We start from the raw sequence: 25,300 nt of genomic DNA, 5'->3' as shown, positions 1-25,300 counted from the left end.
AGGTGAGTCGATGAAATGGAGTATTCCAGAGCGAATCGTTGAACAAGGGCGCGAATATATGCAAGAAGGCCGGGTCTTATCTATCGTTCAAAATCCAGAAAAAAGGATCTGGTTGTCTGAGGTTTTAGGGGAAGAACTTTATCTTGTTGAATTGGATGGTACCGCCAAAGAACAAGATGTTTGTGAATGTCAATATTGGATGGAACATGGCTATTGCAAGCATACAGTGGCAGTTGAACTGGCACTGAAACAACGAGGCGTGTCAAGAATTATTCAAGCGAATCAAACAGTCAGTTTTGAGAAAACAAATCGATCAACAGCTGAAATGTTTACAAAAGGCTTTGCCAAATTAAGCAAAGCTTCTGCCGAAGTTCCCTTGCAGCCTTTACGTTTAGAATTTCATTTAGATGTGATTGAAACGAATAATTACTATCCAGAATTATCAACGATTGGTCTTTCTTTAAAAATTGGTTTGGAAGGCACCAAACCTAAAACATATATTGTGAAAAATATTGGTGATTTTTTACAAGCATATGAAAAAGAAATGACTTTTATGGTGAATAAACAACACCAATTTACTTTGCTACATGATTCTTTTTCAATGGAGATTCAAGAAATTTTAACAGAACTTGCGGCAATTTATCATACCAGCCAATTATTAGGTGCAAACGGTATTCAAGTTAAAGGGAAAATCGACAAACGTTATCTATTATTACCAATTGATCGCAGTCAATCGTTAGTTGAAAAAATGAATCGAACGGGTCAGTTTATATTGACCAATCAAACTCATAAGTATCGCTATCTAACGTTCAAAGAAACCAGTTTGCCACTTACGTTTACAGTGCAAAAAACCGAGGAACAAAGCTTCAAATTAACTATTCAGAATCCTATTACAACATTTCTAGCCCACTATCACTGGGCGATTGCGGATCAAACGGTTTATTTACTAACAGAAGAGCAGGAAGCCATCTACACCACGTTACTTCAATTGATGAAACGCTTGGAAGAGCCGTCCATTATTTATGAAAAAGAAACAGTTTCTGATTTATTTAGTGAAGTGTTACCATTATTGGAAAAAATTGGTCGAGTGTCTGTTGAAGAATCAGTTGAAGAATTAGTCCTCCATCATCCTTTAAAAGCAGTCTTTATTTTTAAGAAAATTAAAGGTCGGATTAACGCTCGGATTGATTATCACTATGGAGAAGTCATTTTCTCGACAAACCCGAAATATGCTCAATTACCTGAAGTTAATCAAGAAATCGTTCGAGATAAAGCAAAAGAAACAGCAATTAAGCAGCAATTTCAACAGTTTGCCTATCAGCAAACAACCACAGGCTTTGAAAAAGTCTTACCTGCTGGAGAGTCCTTGTATTATTTCTTTAAAGCCGAAGTTCCAGCTTTCCGTCAATTAGGAGAAGTTCGGATGGGACGGAAATTACGGGAATTGTATTTAGATGCCCAGCATCATCAACCAACGATTGAAGTTGCGGAAGGGGATTCTTGGTTAGATATTCGGTTTGATGTCACTGGCATTGATGAAACCGAAATCGATGCAGTATTGACTAGTCTGCTACGTAATGATGCTTTTTATACGTTAAAAAGTGGTGAAATTCTTGCTTTTGACTCAGAGGAATTTTTCCATACAAGTGCAATTTTAACGAAGCTGCGAAAAAATATGCATCAAGAAGACAATGTCATTCATGTGCCCAAAAATCAAGGTCTCATGATCGAAAGTTTATTAGAAGACAACGAGCGGGCACATTTTTCAGATTCCTTTAAAAAAATGGTCACGGATTTAACGCATCCAGAAAACTTTGAAGCGCAAGTCCCCAAAACCTTACAAGCAACGTTACGCCATTACCAAGAAACAGGTTATAAATGGCTGAAAATGCTTAGCCATTATCAATTTGGCGGTATTTTAGCTGATGAAATGGGTTTAGGGAAGACACTGCAAACCATTACCTATTTACTTTCGGAAAAAGAAGAAGAGCGCTTGAAAGGGACAGCTTTGATTGTCGCACCTGCAAGTTTAACCTATAACTGGTTAGCCGAAGTCAAACGTTTTGCGCCAACCTTAAATGTTCAAGTGGTTTCTGGCAACCGCCAAGAACGAGCAGCGCTTTTACAAAATAGCACTGAAGATATTCTGATTACTTCTTATGCAAGTATGCGACAAGATGTTCAGCTTTATCAGGAAATGCGTGTCGGCTATTTGATTCTAGATGAGGCTCAAATGGTTAAAAATAGTGGGACCAAAACGGCGCAAGCCTTAAAAAGTTTAAAAGTACCGCAACGTTTTGCATTAAGTGGCACACCAATTGAAAATAATTTAGATGAACTGTGGTCAATTTTCCAAATGATCTTACCGGGATTGTTCCCAGGCAAAAAAGCCTTTCGAGAAATTAAGCCGGAAGAAATTGCCAAAATGATTCAACCATTCATTTTACGACGAGACAAGAAAACGGTGCTCGCAGACTTACCAGAAAAAATTGAAAATAATATGTACAGTGTCTTAACAGAAGAACAAAAAACGGTTTATTTGGCCTATCTAAAACAAATGCAAGCAGATGTTAGTCAAATGGATCAGGCAACCTTCAAGAAAAATCGTATGAGTATTTTAGCAGGCTTGACCCGTTTACGACAAATCTGTTGCGATCCGCGTTTGTTTATTGAGGATTACACGGGAGGTTCTGGCAAAGTGGAACAAGTCAAAGACTTTTTAGTGGCTGCAAAAGAAAACAATCGTCGTGTTCTATTATTTTCTCAGTTCACAAGCATGCTTTCTATCTTAGAAAAAGAATTGAATGAATTAGGTTTAGAGACGTTCTATTTACGAGGAAGTACGAAGCCCCAAGATCGGTTAACGATGGCGAATGCCTTCAATGAAGGAGAAAAAGATGTCTTTTTAATTTCATTGAAAGCAGGGGGAACCGGACTAAATTTAACTGGTGCAGATACAGTTATTTTATACGATTTGTGGTGGAATCCCGCAGTCGAAGAACAAGCGGCTGGTCGGGCACACCGCATGGGACAAAAAAAGGTTGTTGAAGTGTGGCGGATGATTGCAGAAGGAACGGTTGAAGAAAAAATGAATTCCTTACAGCAAGAGAAACGCGAGCTGTTCCAAAAAGTGATTCAAGGAAATGAAGAGCAATTAGCGAAAATGACGGAAGAAGATATTCGCACAATTTTAAGCATTGGAGAATAGAAAAAAACCTAACTACATTTCAAATTTGAAGCGTAGTTAGGCTTTTTTATTTTTAAAGATTAAATAATTTCTCCACAGTCGGACAAAGTTCAGTGAAACAAGTGACTTCTGCAAGGTGTGATGCAGGTTGGCAACTTGGTAGTTCACGAGAGCGGTGGTTAAACCAAAGAGAATGCCAGCCACCATTACGTGCGCCTACAATATCATTGTCATAACTATCACCAACATATAAAGTATGTTCAGGTTCCATACAAAATTGATTACAGGCTAAATCAAAAATTTCCTTTTCAGGTTTTTGAAAACCCGTACTTTGAGAAATAATGATATTTTGGCTTGGAACCCATTTTTCAAGATTCAATTGTTTAACTTTTTTAAATTGATGGTCTGTTGGACCATTTGTAATAATCCCCATCGGAATTTCCTTTTCTTGTAAAGTATCAAGAAGCTTAGTAACTTCTGGATGCATCGTAATATTATCCAATTCTTCTTCATAAACTTGTTGGAAAATTTTTCCTTCTTCTTGTGAAATTCCTGGATAGTTTAGATCCTTTAATGTTTCATTCATCCGGAAAAACCGCATGAAATCTAGGGACCATTCATTGGCTAAAACTTTCGGAAACGTTTCATCGCTGTGGTGTCTAAAACGAAGATACAATTCATGCATATCCTCTGTCGCAACGTTCGGGAAAATTTTAGTCATCGCATTTCGAAAGGGTTGTTGCTGATCGTACAGCGTGTCATCAACATCAAAAACAATGGTTCTCATTTAACAAGTGCACCTCTTAACTTTTTTACAAAACTTTTCATATGTTATATTGTAGCTGATATTTTCACAAATAAATAGAGTATTTTTCACTGTATTTCAAGGTTTTTCGCAGAAATCAAAGCCTTGCGGGAAAAGACAATTATAGTTATTTTTACCGAAAAAATGGAAACGATAAATGAAAAAATATTCTGATAATGAAAAGTTTGTGAAAATGATTTTGAGTCAAAGTTACTTAAATAACATGCGTTCTGATAGAAGTTAGAATTTTGCAAGAGACCGTCTTTTTCCGTATAATGAGTGAGAATGAAGGGGGAGAGTTAAGGAGTTATGTTAAAGCGTTTTTTTGGGTATTATCGACCTTATCGTCGATTATTTATTTTGGATTTTGGGTGTGCCGTTTTTGCGGGGCTGTTAGAGTTGGCTTTTCCAGTAGCAGTCAACCAAGTAATTGATAAGATTATGCCAAAAGGAGATTTTCGCCTCATTGCATTAGCTAGTGCGGGCTTATTTGCATTTTATATAATCAATACGTTTTTACAATTTATTGTGGTTTATTTTGGTCATATGTTAGGCGTGAATATTGAAACAGATATGCGTGAAGAATTATATCAGCATCTTCAAACACAACCGTTTGAGTATTATGATAATCAAAAAACAGGGAAATTAATGAGCCGTTTGACCACTGATCTTTTTGAAATTTCGGAAGTGGCGCATCATGGTCCAGAAGACGTCTTTATTACGATTATGACGTTAGCAGGTTCTTTTTTATTAATGTTAACCATTCACGTGAAATTAGCCATCGCTACGTTTATTTTATTGCCATTTATCACGATTGCGTTAGGCTATTTTAATAAAAAAATGACAAAAGCGAATACGGATATTTACGATAATTTAGGTGAATTTAATGCTGGGATTGAAGCGTCAGTAAGTGGGATACGTGTCACGCAATCTTTTGCAAATGAACCATTTGAACGAAAACAGTTTAATTATTTAAATCAAATGTATCGAAAATCGAAATTATATTTTTATAAGGTGATGGGTGTCAGTTCCGCCTATAATTACTTATTAATTCGTCTGATAAATTTATTTTCATTAATTTTTGGTGCGTATTATACAATTAAAGGAGAAATTACAGAAGGTCAGTTTGTAGGATTTATTTTATTAGCCAATATTTTTATTCGGCCGATTGAAAAAGTCAACAATATGATTGAAAGTTATCCCAAAGGATTTGCTGGTTTTAAACGTTTTACGGAAGAAATGGACAAACAACCGGCCATCAAAGATTTGCCAGGAGCTGTTGCTGTTTCGCATTTAGAAGGAATGATTGCCTATAAAGATGTTTCATTTGCTTATGAAGATGGCACAAAAGTTTTAGACCATATCAATTTAAAAATTCAACCTGGCGAAACCGTTGCTTTCGTTGGACAAAGTGGTTCAGGAAAAACGACCTTGTGTAATCTGTTGCCTCGTTTTTATGAAGTCAGTAGTGGTGAAATTACGATCGATGGTAGAAATATCCAGCAAATGACCTTGGCTTCATTACGTAAGCAAATTGGAATTGTTCAACAAGATGTGTTTTTATTCCCTGGAACATTACGAGAAAATATTGCTTATGGGAATTTAAATGCTACAGAAATAGACATTCAACAAGCGGTGAAATTAGCACATTTAGAACATGTAATTCAGCTAATGCCAGATGGCTTGGACACAATTATTGGCGAACGTGGCGTGAAATTATCGGGCGGTCAAAAGCAACGAGTGGCAATTGCGCGAATGTTCTTGAAGAACCCGCCGATTTTAATTCTAGATGAAGCGACTTCTGCATTAGATACAGAAACAGAGCAAGTGATTCAAGAGTCATTAAACTCGTTAGCTGACGGGCGAACAACATTAATTATTGCCCACAGACTGGCAACGATTAAACATGCTGATCGAATAATCGTGGTTAGTGACCAAGGAATTTTAGAAGATGGAACACATGAAACTTTGTACGCGCAAAGAGGCCATTATCGTCGGCTGTACGATGCTCAATTTAGAACATAAAAAAAACCGCGAATAAAAATTCGCGGGTTTTTATTATGTTTAGTTAGCGCCGAACTTTTCTTCCCAAACCAACAGCATTTTTCATTCGTTGAAGTGTTTTGTTGGCTACCTGGCGAGCGTTTTCTGCGCCCTCATCTAAAATCATATCTAATTCTTCTGAAGCTAGAAGCTCTTGGTAGCGCACTTGAATAGGTTCTAATAAGGCAACCACTGCTTCTGCTAAATCTGCTTTGAAGTCTCCATAGCCTTTGCCTTCGTAAGCTTGAACAAGCTCCTCAACAGTTTGACCTGTCGCAGCAGAATAAATATTTAGTAAGTTAGTAATGCCAGGTTTTTCTTCTTTATTATATTCAATTACACCAGTTGAATCAGTTACAGCAGAGCGGATTTTTTTGCGAATCACTGCTGGCTCATCAAGCATTGAAATAAAGCCCTTCACATTTGTATCAGACTTACTCATCTTTTTCGTTGGTTCTTGTAAGCTCATAATTCGACTACCTTGCTCAGCGATTTTTACTTCAGGCATCGTTAAAATTTCTTGATTTTTTGGGGCGTAACGTTTGTTGAAGCGTTCCACAAAATCACGTGTTAATTCTAAATGTTGTTTTTGATCATCTCCGACTGGCACTAAGTCAGCGTTGTACAACACGATATCACCAACCATTAATGGAGGGTATGTTAAAAGACCAGCGCTTACGCCAGCACGACCATTTTTTTGCGATTTATCTTTAAATTGTGTCATTCGTTCTAACTCACCAATAGAAGTATTGCACTGAATGATCCAACCAGCTTCTGCATGCGCACTCACTTCAGACTGTATGAAAATTGTTGCTTTTTGTGGGTCTAAACCAACCGCTAGGTAAAGAGCTGCTAAGCTACGAATTTGCTGGCGTAGCTTTTGCGGTTCTTGGGGAACGGTAATGGCATGTTCATCTACAATACAAAAATAACAATTGTATTCATTTTGTAATTCGATAAATTGTTTCATTGCACCAATGTAATTTCCGATTGTCGGAGTACCACTGGGCTGAATACCAGAAAAAATTGTTTTCATTAAATAACCACCTGACTTTAGACTTAAGATAGTGAATAGTTCTATTATACATTTTATTAGAAAAAAATACATGGGAACTTCTTGAAAAATCACCAAGAGAAGTAAATTATAACAGCAACCATAAAAATAGAAAGCTGTATTACTTTTTTACAGAATCATAACGAATATCCATAAAATTTCATAAAAATTAACCCTAATTTTACACGGATGTAATGAAGGAAAAATAAACAAAGTTAATAAAAAATGTTTAAAAACCCCTAGTATTTTTATTAGAAATTAGGTATACTGGTTTTAAATAGAGGAACAGTACAGTTCCCTGTTTCAGAAACGCGATGATTCGCGAAAAGGAGTGATGCACAATGTTGACACTTTATACTTCCCCGAGTTGCACGTCATGTCGTAAGGCTAGAGCCTGGTTGCAAGAGCACGAAATTCCTTTTAAAGAAAGAAATATTTTTTCTGAACCTTTAAATATTGAGGAATTAAAAGCAATTTTAATCATGACAGAAGATGGAACAGAAGAGATTATCTCTACTCGCTCTAAAGTTTTCCAAAAATTAAATATGGATTTGGACGAGCTTCCACTTCAAGATTTATTAGAGTTGGTTCAAGAAAACCCTGGATTGTTGCGTCGGCCAATTATGATTGATGAGAAAAGATTACAAGTCGGTTTTAACGAAGATGAAATTCGTCGATTCTTACCAAGAGATGTTCGACAACTGGAATTGCGCCAAGCACAATTAATGGCAGGTTTATAAAAAATATAAAATTTTGTTCTTTATTTGTTAATTGTAATAAAGAACGATTCATATGAATTTAGGGCCAGGGATTTTTATCTCTGGCTTTTTAATACATATTTAGAACTTGTATTCATTTGATTTGGCAGAACGTGGTCAAGGAAAAATAGTATCTTTTTTGGAGAGACTGCGTTAAGATGAAGAGGTAGAAGGAGCGAAAAACCAATCGTTAAAAAAGTTCAAAGTTTATAAAACGTTCGCTAGTTTTCGAGGATTTACAGACTTTCCACTTTACTTTTGTGTAGTTTTCGCTACAATGAACGTAAGAAGTTTCCTGATTGAAGCAAAGAGAGGTGTAGCGCTATGGAAATGGAACATATTAATGAAAATACGATTCGTGTGTTAATTGGCAACGAAGACCTGGCGGATAGAGGGATTACTTTTCTTGACTTACTAGGAAACCACAAAGATGTTGAAAATTTCTTTTATAGTATTTTAGAAGAAGTTGATGTCGAAGATGAATTCCAAGGTAGTGAAGCAGTCACTTTCCAAGTCTTGCCTAAAAATGATGGCTTAGAACTGTTTATTAGTAAAAATGTCGCTATGGACGACTTGTCTTCCTTAGAAGGTCTGAGCGAAGTCAATGCAGATGTTAGCGAATTAATTCGCAAACAAATTGAAGCAGACAAAGCAGCCGCCGATGAACTTGATGAGATGGAAGCCACAGATGAAACAAACAGAAATGTAATCTTTGAATTAGATAATTTTGAAGCGATGATCCAATTATCCAAAGAAGTCTTCATGCAATCTGTTTTGACTAACTTATACACGTACAACGATCGTTATTACTTACAAGTTTTGTTCTTAACCGATGAATTAGAAAAAACAAATGTTGACAATGAAATTGCACAGATTTTAGAATTTGCTCATAAAACAACTGTCACTCAGGATACTTTAGTCGAATATGGCACTTGTATTATGGAACGCAGTGCGCTGGAATTAACACGTTATTACTTTAATGATTAAGCAAAAAAGCAAAAACTTTCGAGTTTTTGCTTTTTTTTTGATGAAAATTAAGAAACTTTGCGTAGTTTATTTATGAGAGGTGAAAATCATGTTAACAGCTTTAACGGCAGACAACCAAGAATTATTTTCTTTAATCGATTGCTCGATTGATGAATTAACACAGATACGAAGCGAACAAGCTTTTGTGTGTCCAATGTGTCATCAATCGGTCATTTTGAAGGCAGGCCCCATTAAAATACCCCATTTTGCTCATCGTAAAAAGAATAGTTGTTGGTACGAAGCAGAAGCTGAAACAGAAGAACACCTCCGCTTGAAGCAGCTTTTTGCGGAAAAGTGTTTACGCGAAAAGCTGTCCTTTCAAGTTGAGGCATACTTACCCACCTTGAAGCAACGCCCAGATTTACTCATTGGGAAGATAGCCATTGAAATTCAATGTAGTCCATTGCCAATTAAACGTTTGGTGGAACGGACGGAGACTTATCAAACTCATGGCTATCAAGTTGTTTGGATTTTAGGTGAACGATTAGTGCCTAAAGACAAGCTCACGCAATTAACGAAACAATTTCTTTACTTTTCGGAGTCCTTGGGGTTTTATTTATGGACGGCCAATAAGAAACAAGAACGAATAGAGTTACTTTGTCATATTGAAGAGAGTCAATGTCAACAATTTTATAGAAGAAAACAATCATGGGATTTTTACGAAAAAAAATTACTAGAAATCATCCAACTACCGACTGCTAATTTAAATTTACTGCCAGGTAGACAGCATACTGGTCAATTGATGCATGATTATTATCAAAAATTGACTCAACAACTTGGTTACAGAAATGCTCAGTTGCTTAGAACACAAAGCTTTTTATACACGAAAGGTTGTCACCTTCTCCAGTTACCTCCTTGGTTTTACTATCCTGGATTGAAGCTATTACCTTCTTCTGAAGAAGATATTCATTTAAAAATGCTTGTTTGGGAAGCACTAAAAACCAAAGAAGGGCGTTTAGTGACCAAACAGGAACTATGGCGTATCTTGGAAGCTAGTTTTTTGGAAGAAGGGAACTTTGTTTGGCAACCACTGCCGAATATTGGCTTAAAAAAGCTTTTTAAAATCGTGGGGAATAGCTTATTGAGCTGGTTACAAGAATGTTATGTGTTAATTAAAGTAAACAATAAGTACCTAATAACTAGTATTTTCCTAAGAGAAGATCCTGAAAAGCTCGTTCATTGGCTAAAAAAAGTGAAAAAACAACATTTTTTTAGTCACACGTGTTAAATTATGATAGTATAATGAGTAAAACGTTTCTTAAAGGAGAGTAAACTATGAGCGAAATTAAACAATTACCAACACGTGATGAAGTTCCAACTCCATTGACTTGGGATTTAACCAAAATTTTTAAAGATGATGCTGCTTTTGATGTTGCGTATAATCAGTTGACAGAGGAGCTAAAACAAGCAGAGTCATTTAAAGGTACCTTAGGGAATGGCGCAGAAGCTTTTCTAGCTGCGTTAGAATACGTTTTAGATGTCTATCGAAAAGTGGAAACATTATATGTCTATTCTCATTTAAAAAATGATCAAGACACTACAAATACAGCTTACCAAGCTTTATATGCCAGAGCTAGTTCTTTATATGCACAAGTTAGTGAAGCTGTTTCTTGGTTTGACCCAGAGGTTTTAACATTAAGTGATGAACAAATCTGGGGATATTTTGAAGAGCAGCCGAAATTAGCTGTTTATCGTCACTATATTCAAAATATTTTAGATGAACGTCCCCATGTTTTATCGATGGAACAAGAAGCTTTACTGGCGGGGGCTAGTGAAATTTTTGGTGCCTCAAGTAATACATTTTCAATTTTAAATAATGCAGACTTAGAATTTCCAACTGTGCAAAATGCTGAAGGCGAAACGATTCAACTTTCTCATGGCGTTTATGGTCAATTAATGGAAAGTGTCGATCCATCTGTTCGTGAAGCAGCATTTAAAGGGTTGTACAAAGTATACAAACAATTTAGAAATACATTAGCCTCAACTTTAGGTGCACATGTTAAAACGCATAATTATAAAGCAAAAATTAGAAATTATGATTCTGCTCGGGCAGCCTCTTTAGCAAGTAATCATATCCCTGAAAGTGTTCACGAAACATTAGTAGCTGTAGTAAATAAACATTTACCTTTGCTACATCGTTATGTAAAATTAAGAAAAAAATTATTAAACGTAGAAGAATTACACATGTACGACTTGTATGCACCTTTGCTAGGTGAAGCACCAATTCGTTACAGCTATGAAGAAGCAAAAGAAAAAGCAATTGAGGCTTTAAAACCACTAGGTGAAGACTATTTATCTATTGTTAAAGAAGCTTTTTCAAGTCGTTGGATTGATGTGATTGAAAATCAAGGAAAACGAAGCGGCGCATATTCTTCAGGAGCTTATGATACAGCCCCATATATTTTAATGAATTGGCATGATAGTTTGGATCAACTATTTACATTAGTCCATGAGATGGGCCATAGTGTTCATAGTTACTATACAAGAAATAATCAGCCGTATGTTTATGGCGACTATTCAATTTTCTTAGCTGAGATTGCTTCAACCACAAATGAAAATATTTTAACAGAATATTTATTACAAACAGAAACAGATCCTAAAGTACGTGCGTATGTCTTAAATCACTATTTAGACGGCTTTAAGGGAACCATTTTCCGTCAAACGCAATTTGCGGAATTTGAACATTTTATTCACACGGAAGATGCTAAAGGCACGCCATTAACGAGTGAATATTTGAGTGAGTATTATGGCGAGCTAAATGCTAAATATTATGGACCAGAAGTAGTTAGAGACGAAGAAATCAGTTACGAATGGGCGAGAATTCCCCATTTTTATTACAATTACTATGTTTATCAATATGCAACTGGCTTCTCAGCCGCTTCGGCATTGTCTAAACATATTTTAGCTGGAGAAGAGGGAGCTTTAGAGAACTATCTTAACTACTTGAAAGCAGGAAGTAGTGACTTCCCAATTGAAGTGATGAAAAAAGCGGGCGTGGATATGACACAAGCCGCGTATATCGAAGATGCAATGAAAGTTTTTGAAGAACGTTTAACGGAATTAGAAGCTTTGGTTGAAAAATTATAGACAAAAAAGTGGGCTATAAGTCGAAATGACTTATAGCCCACTTTTTAACTCTTAAGATAATCAGTTAACCGCTTTTCTCGCAGCATCTTTTTTATAATAAATGTAAATGTCCATTTGGAAAATGATAATTGGAGCGACGTTTAAATTCAAAGGTTGCGTCACCTTGGTCCAGCAACGGTTCGTTATGTGGATGGACACGACAAAGTTGTTTAATTTCATCCATGTTTTCAAAATTTTCGACTAAAATGCCGAAATCGTTCTCGCAAGTATAGTTGTAAACGACTGCGGTAGGATGTTGTTTAATCCCCATTTCTCGAGCAACTTTTTGGTCGGTTTGGAAAGATTCTTTGACAAAATCGGATTGTCGGTCTTTACGATACATATCAATATCCCCGCCGGCCGCTAGAAGTAGTTCTTCTGATAACTCAGGAGAGTATGCTAGACCGTCTTCAGCTACTGCTTTTTGTAGGCCAATCAACAATTGTCGGCCTTTTTTTCGGCCTTGTAACTGTGCTGCTTTATAGTCAAGAGCGGCTGAGTATAAATCTTCAAAAATTCGATTCCGTCGTTTAATGTCATTAATCGGAATATGTTGACGACTCAAAAATTCATTGATCGTTTTCATGTTTAATAAAGGGATAAAGCGCAATTGTATTTTCTTCTTGTCGTTAACAGACAATTGTATAATTTCTTTTTCAATTTCTAAACAGACGCCGCCTAAAGGATTGACGAACAAATAAATTTCAACCATTCATACTTCCTCCAATGCCATGCTTTTTCAAATACAGGTGCCAGAACGTCAGTGCTTCGAATACTAAGGGGCAGTGGTCCGCATCATGCGTTGAATCTTGTTAGGTGCAAGCGTAATGGGAATGTTCAAATCAGCCATTAATGTTTGAAACGCTTGCTTGCCGCTTTCAGCTTCAGTAACTTCTAACTCTAATTCAAAATCGTGCTGTTGGTTATACCAACTTTCGTCTAACGCAAGTAGTCCTTGAGGAATTTGTTTTTCTGCACGTGCTGTTTTTAATGAACCAATCAAATGGATCGAGGCGATTTCAATCCCTAATTCTTGTAATTTCTTCGCCACAGCCCCCTCAGTAGGGAGGTGATTCCTCTTGATAAAGTGGTTCGCCGTCTCAAGCGATAAAGGGTCATTGATTTCTAATAATCCTTCTGGCGCAGGAACTTTTAAGGTTAACTCACCACGATCTGCTAATACGCGAATTCTTAAGCCCATTCGTTGTGCTTTTAATTGAAAATCGTCCGTATCAAAATAATGATTTGTTTGCGTAAAAAAGTCCGTTTTTTGAATAGCAAAATGGTCGATTAATCGTTTGAAATCTTGCGGACTAACTAATGTTTTAAATTCAATTTCTAAGTGCTCACTCATGGGGTTCTCTCTCTTTCTTAAATCACTCCAATTTTCACATATTATATAGGTTTCCGTCAAGAAAAGTGGTCTTCTCTGTGAAAATTTTTTCTAATGAAAGGCGTTTGGAAATCAAATAGCGAATAACACCCTATTTTAGGGAGGACTGTGGTAAAATAATCAGTGAATGAAATTCAAGGAAATTGAGGGATCTACCATGGAACGAGAGTGGGAGCTGTTTTTAGCGCCATATGAACAGGCGGTCAGCGAATTAAAAGTAAAACTACGAGGTATTCGTAAACAATTTCGGGAGCAAGATAAACACATACCAATTGAATTCGTTACAGGACGTGTGAAACCAGTAGATAGTATTTTGACAAAGACGGCTATTCGGCATATTCCTTTAAATCGGATTGAAGAAGAAATGCAAGACATTGCTGGTTTGCGGATTATGTGCCAATTTGTGGAAGACATTTACCAGGTAGTCGCACTTTTAAGAAATCGTAAAGACTTAAAAATTGTGGAAGAACGGGACTACATTGAAAATAAAAAAGAAAGTGGCTATCGTTCGTACCATGTGGTGGTGGAATACCCTGTGCAATTAGTCACCGGGGAAAAGATTATTTTGGCCGAAATCCAAATTCGGACACTCTCCATGAATTTTTGGGCAACGATTGAACATTCTTTGAATTATAAATATCAAGGTGTCTTTCCTGAAGAAATGAAAGAACGCCTTCAGCGAGCGGCAGAGGCAGCCTATTTATTAGATGAAGAAATGTCATCTATTCGTGAAGAAATTCAAGAAGCACAACATTACTTCTCTCATGGCCGTGGATTGCTAGAAAACGAATACTATAAGCAAATTAAAAACGAAACACCAGAAAATCAGTAAAGGAGTCTGCTTATGAAAGTGGCGATTGTTCATAACTCGGAAGAAAAATCGAAACAAGTCACAAAACAACTGACAACACTATTAGAGCAAAACCAAATTCAAATAGACAATCGTCAACCTGAACTTGTGATTTCAGTCGGCGGAGATGGTACGCTTCTTTCCGCTTTTCATCGATTTAATCATCTGTTAAACGAAGTAAGTTTCTTAGGTGTACATACCGGACACTTGGGTTTCTATACAGATTGGCGTGATTATGAATTAAAAGAACTAGTTGAAAGTTTATGTATTCATCGTGAAAAAAGTACAAGTTATCCATTATTAGATGTGCGGATTCGGTTTAGAGATGGGAAACCAGATAAACATTTTTTAGCATTAAATGAATCGACAATTAAACGAGGAAACCGGACGATGGTGGGCGATGTGTTTATTAAAGACGAACTGTTTGAACGATTTCGTGGTGACGGGTTGTCGATTTCGACCCCAACCGGCTCTACTGCGTATAATAAAAGTATTGGTGGAGCTGTTTTGCATCCTAGCATTAATGCGTTTCAGTTAACCGAAATCGCCTCCTTAAACAATCGTGTCTTTCGAACATTGGGTTCACCGATTGTAATCGCACATACGGAGTGGCTGGAGATTAAATTACAGGAAAGCGATGATTATTTTGTCACGGTGGACCAATTAGATATTTATCAAGAAAATATCGCTTCTGTCTGCTATCGAATTGCAGACGAACGGATTCATTTTGCCTCTTATCGGCACATGCATTTCTGGCATCGAGTGAAAGATGCCTTTATTGGTGAGGATTAATTAAACGATGGAATTTCAATGGACATATGACAAAGAAACAACACAACAAGTGAAATATTTTTTAAAGGAACAAGGCGTTTCAAAAGGGTTATTAGCTAAGGTGAAATTTCAAGGTGGTAAAATCCAAGTGAATGGGACCGTTCAAAATGCCATCTATCCTTTACAAACTGGCGATGTCGTTAAAATGACGATTCCAGATGAAGCGGAACATGAGACATTATTAACAGATGATGAACCGATTGAAATTGTGTTTGAAGATGATCATTTTTTAGTAGTTAATAAGCCCGCTGGCATTGCCTCGATACCTGCTCAGTATCATCCTTCAGGAACGATGGCGAATCGTGTTAAGGGCTATTACAAGCGTCAAAATTACGTGAATCAAGTTATTCATGTCGTGACTCGTTTAGATCGAGATACTTCTGGGCTGATGTTATTTGCGAAACACGGCTTTGCTCATGCTTTAATTGATCAAGAATTACGAGAAAAAAAGGTGACAAAAATTTATTATGCTCTTGTTGGTGGAGCGATTGAGCAGTTAAACGAGCATCAATTGATTGAAAAGCCAATTGGGCGCGACTTGTCCTCTTTATTAAAACGTCAAGTTATCGAAACGGGTCAATTTGCTAGTACAGAATATTGGCTCGCAAAAAGAGGAGCCCAAGCAGCAGCTGTGCGCATTCAGCTTCATACAGGACGAACACACCAAATTCGGGTACATTTTGAAGCAATTGGCTGTTCATTGTTAGGGGATGAGATGTATCATGGAAAGATGGATCAAGGAATTGAGCGGCAAGCGTTGCATTGCATGGAACTGATTTTTACTCATCCTTTTACCAAAGAAACGGTTCATCTGATTTCCCCACTAGCGGAGGATATGAAAAGTGTAGATGATACGTTATAATAATAAAGAGGCAGGAGGGGAAAGTGTAAGATGAATGAAGGCCAAGAAATGGAAGAGCAATTTGCCCTTCTTTTAGAAACGCTAAAAAATCAACAAATGAACGAATTTCGTGAGCTATTTTTAGCGTTACACATTTATGAACAAGGACAATTTTACCAATCGTTAGATGAAAAAGACCGACAACATTTATACAATTACCTATCTCCGAAAGAACTAGCGGATATGTTTGATGTTATCGAAGAAGATAATGAGAATATGAAAGATTATTTAGCTGAAATGCGCCCAAGTTATGCAGCAGATATGTTAGCTGAGATGTATACCGATAATGCGGTGGATTTACTAAATATGTTAGATAAAAGTCAAAAGGCGAAATATCTTAGTTTGTTAAGTAGTGAAGAAGCAGGTGAAATTAAAGAGTTACTTCATTACGAAGATGAAACTGCTGGGGCGATTATGACCACCGAATTTGTTTCGATTGTGGCGAATCAAACAGTGCGTTCTGCGATGTACGTCTTAAAGAATCAAGCGGACATGGCAGAAACAATCTATTACGTTTACGTAGTCGACCAAGAAAATCATTTAGTCGGCGTTATTTCGTTGCGGGATTTAATTGTTAATGATGATGATACCTTGATTGCTGATATTTTGAATGAACGGGTTATTTCAGTTCATGTTGGCGATGACCAAGAAGATGTCGCGCAAACAATTCGTGACTATGACTTCTTGGCTGTGCCAGTTACAGATTATGATGATCATTTGTTGGGGATTGTAACAGTTGATGATATTATTGATGTTATTGATGATGAGGCCGCTAGCGACTACTCTGGTTTAGCCGGGGTCGACGTTGAGGAAGTTAGTGAGAACCCTTTAAAAGCCGCTTCTAAACGATTACCTTGGTTAATTACGCTGCTGTTTTTAGGGATGTCTACGGCCTCGTTAATCAGTAATTATGAGTCTTTAGTTAGCGAAGCGAGTATTTTAGCCGTTTTTATTTCTTTAATTACCGGAACAGCCGGCAATGCCGGGACACAATCATTGGCGGTCGCGGTACGCCGTTTGGCTATGAAAGATGAAAAGGATAGTAATTTTGGTCGCTTAATCTTAAGTGAAGTGCTCACGGGACTAGTGACGGGGGCTGTGACAGGTTTAACCATTATGATTGTGGTTGGTGTGTGGCAACATAATCTTCCGCTTGGATTTGTGATTGGGATGGCAATGCTCTGTGCAATTACTGTGGCGAATTTAGCAGGGAGTTTAATCCCAATGTTAATGGATAAATTAGGGTTTGATCCCGCAGTTGCCAGTGGCCCGTTTATTACGACCTTAAGTGATTTAACCAGTGTATTAATTTATTTCAATATTGCCAGCATGTTTATGCGTTATTTTGTTTAAAAAATTGCACTTATTTATCATGAGACTGAGGTAAAAGGATTCGTTGGTTTGCTTGAAATCAAAAAAGTGAGATAGCCGTTGCTACGACGGCTACCTCACTTTTTTAGATACAAGAAATTAAACAATTTTTGTGCCATGGACTTCTGTGACTTTTAAAGTGTCCATCACAGTTTGAACGTTTTCTGTGGAAATACCGCCACCTGGTAAAATAAGAATCCGTTGATCTGCGTAGGCAATTAATTCTTTTAAATGATCAAAGTTGTCTTCGATAGGGGTACCAGCTGGCCCACCATGAGTTAAAATACGCGTCACACCACGCTCAGCTAACCAGTCGATCGCCTTAAATTGGTTTTCTTTCGACAAGGCATCAAAAGCCATATGGAAAGTGATTTGCAAGCCTTCAGCTGTTTCAATGAATAAGTCCAAAGCTTCTTCATCTAACCAACCGTCCTCAGTTAAACAGCCAATAACAATGCCGTCGGTTCCTAATTTCTTTGCTTCGATTAAATCGGTATGCATAATTTTTAATTCAATATCATTATAGACAAAATTGCCGCCACGAGGACGAATGATTGTCATCACTGGTACAGAATGTTCGCCAGCGTATGCTAAGACTTCTTCAATAACACCAGTACTTGGCGTCGTTCCACCTACGGCTAAGTTATCGCATAATTCGATGCGATTCGCACCTTTTTGAATGGCTTGGGGAATCTTAGTGAAATTTTCGGCACAGAATTCTTTAATCATTTCTTATCGCTCCTTGCTTTTTCTTCACAGGCATTGTACCATAATTCTGCTTACTACCATAGCCCTGAAAAAAAGAGTGCAACTTTTTATAAGAGAAAATGTTCATTTGATGAACGTAAGGAGTTTTAAATGTTAAAGAAAATTGAACGAGCACAACAATTATTGAAAAAAGAAGCAGCCGTATTTCGCTGTCCAACTTGTCATGAACCAATGCATGTAGAAGGGGTTGGTCTGATTTGTCAACAGAGGCATCAATTTGATTTATCCAAGAAAGGCACGCTATACTTTCTAAATCATGGCGTTCAGACAGAATATAATAAAAAAATGTTTACTTCTCGAGGAAAAATGATTCAAAGTGGCATGTACGCGTCTGTTTTAAACAAAATTATGCACTATCTTCCTCAAAATAAAACAGTAGTCGATGTTGGTTGTGGTGAAGGGAGTTTTCTAGCTGAGTTAAGTCAAGCAGGCTTATCTGGACTGAAAATCGGGTTTGATTTATCAAAGGAAGGAATCTATTTAGCAAGTAATCAGCCAATTGATGCGTTTTGGTGTGTGGCGGATTTAACGAATTTGCCATTTGCGAATGAAGGGCTTGATACGATTTTAAATATTTTTTCTCCTTCACATTATCAAGAATTTCGGCGAGTACTAAAATCTGACGGGACTGTGATTAAAATTATTCCTGAAGAGAATTATTTAAAGGAATTACGAGCGGCTTTTTATCCCAATGACGAAAAGAAACAAAGTTATTCCAATCAAAAAGTAGTCCAACGTTTTGCAGAGGAATTAGCTGTGGAAGTAGATGAACGAATAACTTATTGCTTTGACATTCCCGAGGAAAGACGGTTGGATTTATTAGAAATGTCGCCATTAGAGTGGCAAGTTTCTCAAGAAGTTAAAGCCGAGCTACAACAGCGACCATTGGAAAAAATCACGATTGACGTCCGCTTGTTAGTAGGTCGTAAAAGATAGACTTTTTTGTGAAGAAAATCCTAAAAAAGTCTTGCAATAAAGTGACATTGGTGTTATATTACTTACAAGTTGTTTTTTCATTGGTTTTTATCAGGGTCCTGTTCTGATAAAAGTTAGTGAAGAGACCTTCACTAACGTAACGACTCGCCGTGCTAGACACCGAGACGGTACGTTTTTTTTATTGGTTAGAATAGCTGCCGCCTGACATCATCGCGTCATGCGGTTTTTTTTTGAAAATAAGTATTGTGGGCGCTATTTATTTTGAATTTATGCTAAAATGAACACGATTGATATTTGAGGAGCTGAAGATAGTTGACGAACCATATTGTTTTATTTGAACCACAAATTCCAGCAAATACTGGAAATATTGCACGGACATGTGCAGCGACGAATACACCGTTGCATTTAATTGAACCTTTAGGATTTTCAACAGATGATAAACACTTAAAACGTGCCGGATTAGATTATTGGAATGATGTAAATATTACGTATCATAAAGATTTGGCTGCCTTTTTAGCCCATGTGGCAGGCAAACACTTGCATTTAGTAACCAAATTTGCTCACCAAACATACAGTGAGGTCAATTATAATGATGGCGAGGACCATTATTTCCTTTTTGGAAAAGAAACAACGGGCTTACCAGAAACGTTTATGCGAGAAAACGAAGAAAAGTGTATCCGAATTCCTATGAATGATGAACATGTGCGCTCACTGAATCTTTCTAACACTGCCGCACTAATTGTTTATGAAGCCTTACGTCAGCAAAATTTTCCGAACTTAGAACTGACGCATCATTATGAAAATGATAAATTGGATTAAAAAAAGTTAAGACAGTAACGCTTTTTTTCAAAAATGTCAGAAGAAAGTGGCTTTATTTATACTGTTGCCCAATTTTCAAGCCTAGAACAAAAAACAATTTAGATTTTTGTTCTAGGCTTATTTTGCTTGGATTACTAGAAACTTCCATGGATATTTTCGCAGGGAAGTGATAAACTAGAAAGACATATGAAGAGATAAAGAAGTTTGGAGAAGTTACATGAAATTATATTTTACACGACATGGAAAAACTGAATGGAATCAACAGAAACGATTTCAAGGAATGACAGGAGATTCGCCGTTATTATCAACTAGTTATGACGAAATTAAACAATTAGGCCAATATTTACAAGATATTCCGTTTGAAAAAATTTATTCTAGTCCGCTATTACGTGCCAAAAATACTGCGCGGGGAATTCAACAAGAATTGACTCATCCAGTTGAAATTGTTTATACAGATACCTTAAAAGAATTAGGTTTAGGGCGTCTAGAAGGACAATATATTGAAGAAATGCGTAATTTTTATGGAGAAGAATTAGATCATTTACGGCATCGTTTAGATTTGTATGATCCAACAATTTTTGATGGTGAACCAATCGAGCAAGCGATTCAACGGATTTCAGAAACAGTTGCTGAAGCGGCGAAGCAGCACGAAGGTCCAGTTCTATTTGTCGGACACGGAGCAGCCTTGACAGCGGCAATCCAAGCGATGGCTGGTAAACCATTATCAGAATTACGGACAATGGGCGGGCTGTTAAACAATAGCCTTTCAATCCTTGAAACCAAAGAGGCATCAAGGAACATGCCGTACGACTTAACGTTATGGAATGATACGTCTTTTTTAGCTAAAGAAAAAGCACAATAAGCGCACAATAGAAAGGAGGGCTTGTAGTGGTAACACTTTTTGGTGAGGACGAAGAAAAAGCCTTTATTGTTGGGACTGTACAAGCAATCTTTTTTGAAAATCCCAGTAATTTTTATAAAGTCGTTCTTGTAAATGTGACCGATACAAATACAGATTATTTAGAAAAAGAAATTGTAGTAACTGGAAGTTTTGGCCAAGTTCAAGAAGAGGAACCCTATCGTTTCTTTGGTCATTTTGTGGACCATCCTCGTTATGGCAGACAGTTTCAGGTGGATAGTTATCAGCAAGAAAGACCGACTTCGGCTAGTGGGGTGGTTAACTATTTATCAAGTGACAAATTTCCTGGCATTGGTAAACGAACAGCTGAAAAAATTGTTGAAGTATTAGGGGAAAGTGCGATTGACCGAATTATTGATGACCCGAGTGTTTTGGAAGAAGTTACTGTTTTAAATGAAAAAAAACGTCAAGTAATCGTCGAAACAATTCGCTTGAATCACGGGATGGAGCAAGTGATTGTGGGACTAAATCGATACGGCTTCGGTAGTCAGTTAGCTTTTTCAATTTATCAAACGTATCAAGAAGAAACCCTTTCTGTGATTCAAGAAAATCCTTATCAGTTAGTTGAAGATATTGAGGGAGTCGGATTTAAACGAGCGGACAATATTGCTGAACAAATCGGCATTCAGGCGGATTCTGCTGTTCGAATTCGAGCGGCGATTTTACATGAAGTGTTTGAACACTCTATTCGTTCAGGCAATACGTATGTTCAAGCAGATGTTTTATTAGAAGAAGCGATTCGGACCTTGGAAGCAAGTCGCCCAGTGGAAATCTCACCTGATCAAGTGGCCAATGAAATCATTACGTTAGTCGAACATGGAAAAATCCAACAAGAAGAGACTAAACTTTTTGAGAACAGTCTCTATTTTTCTGAATGGGGCATTGGTACTTCGATTCAGCGTTTACTTTCTCGTAAAAAAGAAATTCATTACGAGGAAGAAGAAGTCCAAAAAAATATCCGAATGATTGAGAAACGTTTAAATATTCAGTATGGCGACTCGCAACAAGCAGCGATTGAAGAAGCGATTAAATCGCCGTTATTTATTTTAACTGGAGGGCCCGGAACAGGGAAAACAACTGTTATTAATGGGATTGTCTCGTTGTTTGCGGAGCTAAATGGTCTTTCATTAGATCTCAAAGACTACACGCAGGAGATGTTTCCAATCTTGCTAGCGGCGCCAACTGGGCGAGCAGCGAAACGTATGAACGAAACGACAGGTTTACCTGCAAGTACCATCCATCGTTTGTTAGGCTTGACAGGTCGTGAAAAAAATCCGAGTTTAACCGCCAAAGAATTAGAAGGCGGTTTGCTAATTGTAGATGAAATGTCAATGGTGGATACTTGGTTAGCCAATACGTTATTAAAAGCTATTCCGACAAACATGCAAGTGATTTTTGTTGGTGATAAGGACCAGCTACCGTCTGTCGGTCCAGGTCAAGTCTTACATGACTTATTGCAAATTAACGAAATTCCCAAATGTGAGCTAAACGAAATTTATCGTCAAGGAGACGGTTCAAGTATTATTCCTCTTGCCCATGAAATTAAAGAAGGAAAGTTGCCTGCTGATTTTCAAAAAAATCAAAAGGATCGCTCGTTCTTTGCAAGTGATATTGGTCATATCGAAGAATACATTCGACAAATCGTCACAAAGGCAAAAGCAAAAGGGTTTACGCCACAAGATATCCAAGTTTTAGCGCCAATGTATCGTGGCGTAGCCGGCATTGATGCCTTGAATAAGATGATGCAAGAAATCTTCAATCCAAATGATGGTAAGAAAAAAGAAGTCAAATGGAATGACACCGTCTATCGGATTGGGGACAAAGTTTTGCAACTAGTCAATACGCCAGAATTAAATGTGTTCAATGGAGATATGGGAGAAATCGTCGGAATTACTTTAGCCAAAGACTCAGAGGACAAAGTGGACGAGTTGGTTTTACAGTTTGATAATAATGAAGTAACGTATAAAAGAAATGAATGGAATAAAATTACGTTATCCTATTGTTGTTCGATTCATAAAGCGCAAGGTAGTGAATTCCGCATGGTGTTACTGCCAATGGTTCATCAGTATAGCCGAATGCTGCAACGAAATTTGTTGTATACAGCAGTGACACGTAGTAAAGAATTATTAATTCTATTAGGTGAGGTTTCTGCTTTTGAAACATGTGTCAAAAACGAATCGGCTAGTCGCATGACGATGCTAAAAGAACGAATCGTGAACGCAGAACAAATGACCTTAACGACTAGAACCCAGTTAGAAGCCTATGAAGAAGGTTTAACGGCAGACCATCCATTTACTGAAACGGAAACAAAAGCTGTCTCTTATGAAACTGAACAGCAATCAACGAAAGCCGATCAGATAAAAGAAACAGACGAGCAATTAGCTGAAACAACTGTACAAGAAGTTTCACTATTTGCTGATGAAGGGGAAGAATCAACCCCAGAAACAGTAAATAAAGCGACAAAAGTTGTCGAAGAATCATTACCAAAAGAACCACGACTAACAGTCGAAATTATTCAAACAAATGCTGTTGATCCAATGATTGGAATGAAGGATACGACGCCTTATCAATTTATGTGAGAAAAGGAAAGAGTGCCATAAGTCGTTTTGACTTATGGCACTCTTTTTCAACCTTAAGGGACTCAGTTAAAACCAAAACAAACGTTTTTGTGTGGTATAAACCATATCAATACTTCGTTTGCCTAAAATCTCGCCATCTGCGTGAATGGTTTGTGGAATCGTCGAAACAATTCGAATTTTACTTGATTGAAAATGATGAAAATGCTTAGATTTCCCTTGTTTTTGACGAAGCAATAGGAAAATAAGCCACAAAATTTTAAAAATATTGATTCGTTCCACGACAACTAAGTCCACGACTGCTTTGCGAGGATTGGCCGTCGGCATAATTGATACGCCCCCGCCAAAATAAGGATGATTTGTGACCGTACATAGGAAAGCACGATTAAATGTGTATTGTTTACCATTCATTTCAACTAAAATTGGAAAGCCTTTTTGTTTAAAAAAGACATGAATGATTGAAGAAATATAGGAAAGCGAGCCAAGCTTAAATTTATTTAAGGCTTTTTTTGATGACGATTCGTTGGTTTTTTCCACGATTGCCGCATCTAATCCTAAGCCAACATTATTGGTGGCTAAGCCGATTTCTTCTTGGTTGGCTTCTACATAATGAATCGTTTGAATTTCTTTTGGTCGTCTGGTGCGCAGGATTTGATGCAATGCTTTATCAATATTTCTTGATAATCCCACCCCTCGTGAAAAATCATTTCCAGAGCCGCATGGAATATAGCTTAAAGGAATAGCTGAATCATATGGAAGTAATGAATTAATGACATTATGTAGTGTGCCATCGCCGCCTAGCACGACTAGGATTGGAAAAGTTGAAACGTCTAAGTCTTCAGACCAAGGAAGTAAAGTTGTTTCTGCAAGTTCCTTCGTCAATTCTTTTTCATGTCCAGCGTAATCAGTGTAAAGAGCCGTATATTTAAGTTCTTGTTGCTTGAGTTGTTGAATCACTTTTCTAGCGACTTTTCGGCCATTGCCGCTACTTGCTTGCTCGTTGATAATAAGATAGTAGTGAATGTTCATTGAGCTCCTCCTTTGAATCGCTATTGTCCATTATACCAGAGGGAGGAACTTCTGCGAATAAAGATTGCTTAAAAAAGTAAAAAATGACTAGAAAAAGGCACGAAACAATGCATGAGAGGTGAAAACTGCAAATAAGTGCAAAGTAAAACAGGGCTTTCATTGACTATTTTGACTTTCCATATTAGAATGTGAACTGTTGCAATTGTAACCAAGGTTCATCAACCATCCCTTGTAAAAAAACTCGGAGAAAGAAGGAAAAAGTATGCAAAATTCGTTTCAAGCCAATCGAAAGCTAAGAACAGTCTTAGCCAATGGTATCATTATGGGCTTATATATTGTCCTCTCTTTATTGGTTCGGCCAGTTTCTTCTGGTATGATTCAATTTAGAATTTCAGAAAGTTTGAATCACCTAGTCGTTTTCAATCGCAAATTGATGTGGGGTGTTTTAGGCGGCGTTATCTTTTTTAACTTATTTTTTGGTTTCGGTGTAATGGATGCTCTGTTTGGTGGAGCACAAACATTATTTGCGTTGAGCTTAACAGCTTTTTTACAAAAAAAGGTACCAAGTATTCCTGTTAGAATGTGTCTAAATAGTCTATTTTTCACTGTAAGTATGTTTTTTATTGCCTTTATGCTAGTACCAAGTGGCGGTCAAGCATTTTGGACAACTTATGGTTGGTTAGCATTAAGTGAAGCGATTATTATGACGATTTCAGCACCAATCATGTACTTTATCAACAAGTCATTAAAATTTGAAACACGTATTTAATTGAAAAGATGTGGATAGAAATGATTCATCCTTTGAATGGCAGTGAAGAAAAGTGTCGTTGCTATTAGTGAACTAAGTGATAGAATGAACTGTTTCTACCTCGTCTTTTTTACATAAAGAATAAGATCTACATTTTTTC

Annotated in this window: 21 protein-coding genes; 15 read left to right on the top strand and 6 right to left on the bottom strand. The window is 37.2% G+C overall.

Annotated features, from left to right (window positions below):
* Positions 1-10: 10 nt before the first annotated feature.
* Entirely contained in the window at positions 11-3,208 is a 3,198-nt protein-coding gene (locus tag IGM13_RS10935; RefSeq protein ID WP_048945234.1) for a DEAD/DEAH box helicase, read from the top strand.
* Between the two features lie 52 nt (positions 3,209-3,260).
* Here the strand turns inward: IGM13_RS10935 and IGM13_RS10930 are convergent, their stop codons facing one another.
* On the bottom strand, positions 3,261-3,974 hold the full coding sequence (locus IGM13_RS10930; protein WP_002356474.1) for an HAD family hydrolase: 714 nt from the start codon (positions 3,972-3,974) through the stop codon (positions 3,261-3,263).
* A gap of 327 nt (positions 3,975-4,301) precedes the next feature.
* On the opposite strand from IGM13_RS10930, the gene IGM13_RS10925 reads away from it, so the two are divergent.
* Entirely contained in the window at positions 4,302-6,017 is a 1,716-nt protein-coding gene (locus IGM13_RS10925; protein WP_002416861.1) for an ABC transporter ATP-binding protein, read from the top strand.
* A 43-nt stretch (positions 6,018-6,060) separates the two neighbouring features.
* On the opposite strand, the gene trpS is transcribed toward IGM13_RS10925, so the two are convergent.
* Positions 6,061-7,071 carry a tryptophan--tRNA ligase gene (gene trpS / locus IGM13_RS10920; RefSeq protein ID WP_080348959.1) on the bottom strand — a complete coding sequence of 337 codons (1,011 nt, stop codon included), beginning with the start codon at positions 7,069-7,071 and terminating at the stop codon, positions 6,061-6,063.
* A 359-nt stretch (positions 7,072-7,430) separates the two neighbouring features.
* Between trpS and spxA the strand changes: the two genes are divergently transcribed.
* From spxA to pepF, 4 genes are all read left to right on the top strand, one after another.
* Entirely contained in the window at positions 7,431-7,829 is a 399-nt protein-coding gene (spxA, locus tag IGM13_RS10915) for a transcriptional regulator SpxA (protein WP_002356477.1), read from the top strand.
* Positions 7,830-8,171: 342 nt separating this feature from the next.
* Positions 8,172-8,834, top strand: coding sequence for an adaptor protein MecA (locus IGM13_RS10910; RefSeq protein ID WP_002356478.1), 663 nt, complete (start codon positions 8,172-8,174; stop codon positions 8,832-8,834).
* Positions 8,835-8,922: 88 nt separating this feature from the next.
* The gene (locus IGM13_RS10905) at positions 8,923-10,101 is read left to right on the top strand and encodes a competence protein CoiA (protein ID WP_002419461.1); all 1,179 of its coding nucleotides are present in this window, start codon (positions 8,923-8,925) and stop codon (positions 10,099-10,101) included.
* A 47-nt stretch (positions 10,102-10,148) separates the two neighbouring features.
* Positions 10,149-11,960 (top strand): oligoendopeptidase F, encoded by a 1,812-nt coding sequence (gene pepF / locus IGM13_RS10900; RefSeq protein ID WP_002419462.1) that lies wholly within the window; start codon positions 10,149-10,151, stop codon positions 11,958-11,960.
* 91 nt (positions 11,961-12,051) lie between these two features.
* On the opposite strand, the gene IGM13_RS10895 is transcribed toward pepF, so the two are convergent.
* Both IGM13_RS10895 and IGM13_RS10890 read right to left on the bottom strand, forming a co-directional pair.
* Complete coding sequence (locus tag IGM13_RS10895; protein WP_002356482.1) at positions 12,052-12,711, bottom strand: ClpXP adapter SpxH family protein; 660 nt, start codon at positions 12,709-12,711, stop codon at positions 12,052-12,054.
* 63 nt (positions 12,712-12,774) lie between these two features.
* The gene (locus IGM13_RS10890) at positions 12,775-13,353 is read right to left on the bottom strand and encodes a CYTH domain-containing protein (RefSeq protein WP_002356483.1); all 579 of its coding nucleotides are present in this window, start codon (positions 13,351-13,353) and stop codon (positions 12,775-12,777) included.
* Positions 13,354-13,549: 196 nt separating this feature from the next.
* Here IGM13_RS10890 and IGM13_RS10885 point away from each other — a divergent pair, with 196 nt between their 5' ends.
* From IGM13_RS10885 to mgtE, 4 genes are read left to right on the top strand one after another with little or no spacing between them, the layout of a single operon-like run.
* Positions 13,550-14,224: a GTP pyrophosphokinase gene (locus IGM13_RS10885; RefSeq protein ID WP_002356484.1), complete on the top strand. Its 675-nt coding sequence runs from the start codon at positions 13,550-13,552 to the stop codon at positions 14,222-14,224.
* 12 nt (positions 14,225-14,236) lie between these two features.
* Entirely contained in the window at positions 14,237-15,034 is a 798-nt protein-coding gene (locus IGM13_RS10880; protein ID WP_002356486.1) for an NAD kinase, read from the top strand.
* 7 nt (positions 15,035-15,041) lie between these two features.
* Positions 15,042-15,935, top strand: coding sequence for an RluA family pseudouridine synthase (locus IGM13_RS10875; RefSeq protein ID WP_002362281.1), 894 nt, complete (start codon positions 15,042-15,044; stop codon positions 15,933-15,935).
* 30 nt (positions 15,936-15,965) lie between these two features.
* A complete protein-coding gene (mgtE, locus tag IGM13_RS10870) occupies positions 15,966-17,327 on the top strand; it encodes a magnesium transporter (protein WP_002362548.1) in 1,362 nt (453 codons plus the stop codon).
* Between the two features lie 117 nt (positions 17,328-17,444).
* Here mgtE and cutC read toward each other — a convergent pair whose 3' ends face one another.
* Positions 17,445-18,074, bottom strand: coding sequence for a copper homeostasis protein CutC (cutC, locus tag IGM13_RS10865; RefSeq protein ID WP_002359565.1), 630 nt, complete (start codon positions 18,072-18,074; stop codon positions 17,445-17,447).
* Positions 18,075-18,203: 129 nt separating this feature from the next.
* Between cutC and IGM13_RS10860 the strand changes: the two genes are divergently transcribed.
* From IGM13_RS10860 to recD2, 4 genes are all read left to right on the top strand, one after another.
* A complete protein-coding gene (locus tag IGM13_RS10860) occupies positions 18,204-19,049 on the top strand; it encodes a methyltransferase domain-containing protein (RefSeq protein ID WP_002419464.1) in 846 nt (281 codons plus the stop codon).
* Positions 19,050-19,361: 312 nt separating this feature from the next.
* Complete coding sequence (trmL, locus tag IGM13_RS10855) at positions 19,362-19,868, top strand: tRNA (uridine(34)/cytosine(34)/5-carboxymethylaminomethyluridine(34)-2'-O)-methyltransferase TrmL (protein ID WP_002356493.1); 507 nt, start codon at positions 19,362-19,364, stop codon at positions 19,866-19,868.
* Positions 19,869-20,085: 217 nt separating this feature from the next.
* Positions 20,086-20,730 carry a histidine phosphatase family protein gene (locus tag IGM13_RS10850; RefSeq protein ID WP_002419465.1) on the top strand — a complete coding sequence of 215 codons (645 nt, stop codon included), beginning with the start codon at positions 20,086-20,088 and terminating at the stop codon, positions 20,728-20,730.
* Between the two features lie 26 nt (positions 20,731-20,756).
* A complete protein-coding gene (gene recD2 / locus IGM13_RS10845) occupies positions 20,757-23,366 on the top strand; it encodes an SF1B family DNA helicase RecD2 (protein ID WP_002419466.1) in 2,610 nt (869 codons plus the stop codon).
* A gap of 66 nt (positions 23,367-23,432) precedes the next feature.
* Here recD2 and IGM13_RS10840 read toward each other — a convergent pair whose 3' ends face one another.
* Positions 23,433-24,392, bottom strand: a complete 960-nt coding sequence (locus IGM13_RS10840; RefSeq protein ID WP_002419467.1) for a diacylglycerol/lipid kinase family protein — start codon at positions 24,390-24,392, stop codon at positions 23,433-23,435.
* A gap of 262 nt (positions 24,393-24,654) precedes the next feature.
* On the opposite strand from IGM13_RS10840, the gene IGM13_RS10835 reads away from it, so the two are divergent.
* Positions 24,655-25,161 carry a QueT transporter family protein gene (locus tag IGM13_RS10835; RefSeq protein ID WP_002356499.1) on the top strand — a complete coding sequence of 169 codons (507 nt, stop codon included), beginning with the start codon at positions 24,655-24,657 and terminating at the stop codon, positions 25,159-25,161.
* The last annotated feature ends 139 nt before the right edge of the window (positions 25,162-25,300 follow it).

The organism is Enterococcus sp. DIV0561, from assembly GCF_050539875.1.
Taxonomy (GTDB): Bacteria; Bacillota; Bacilli; order Lactobacillales; family Enterococcaceae; genus Enterococcus; species Enterococcus faecalis.
The sequence above is the reverse complement of the archived record's forward strand: the minus strand, read 5'-3'. Positions and strand labels throughout refer to the sequence as shown.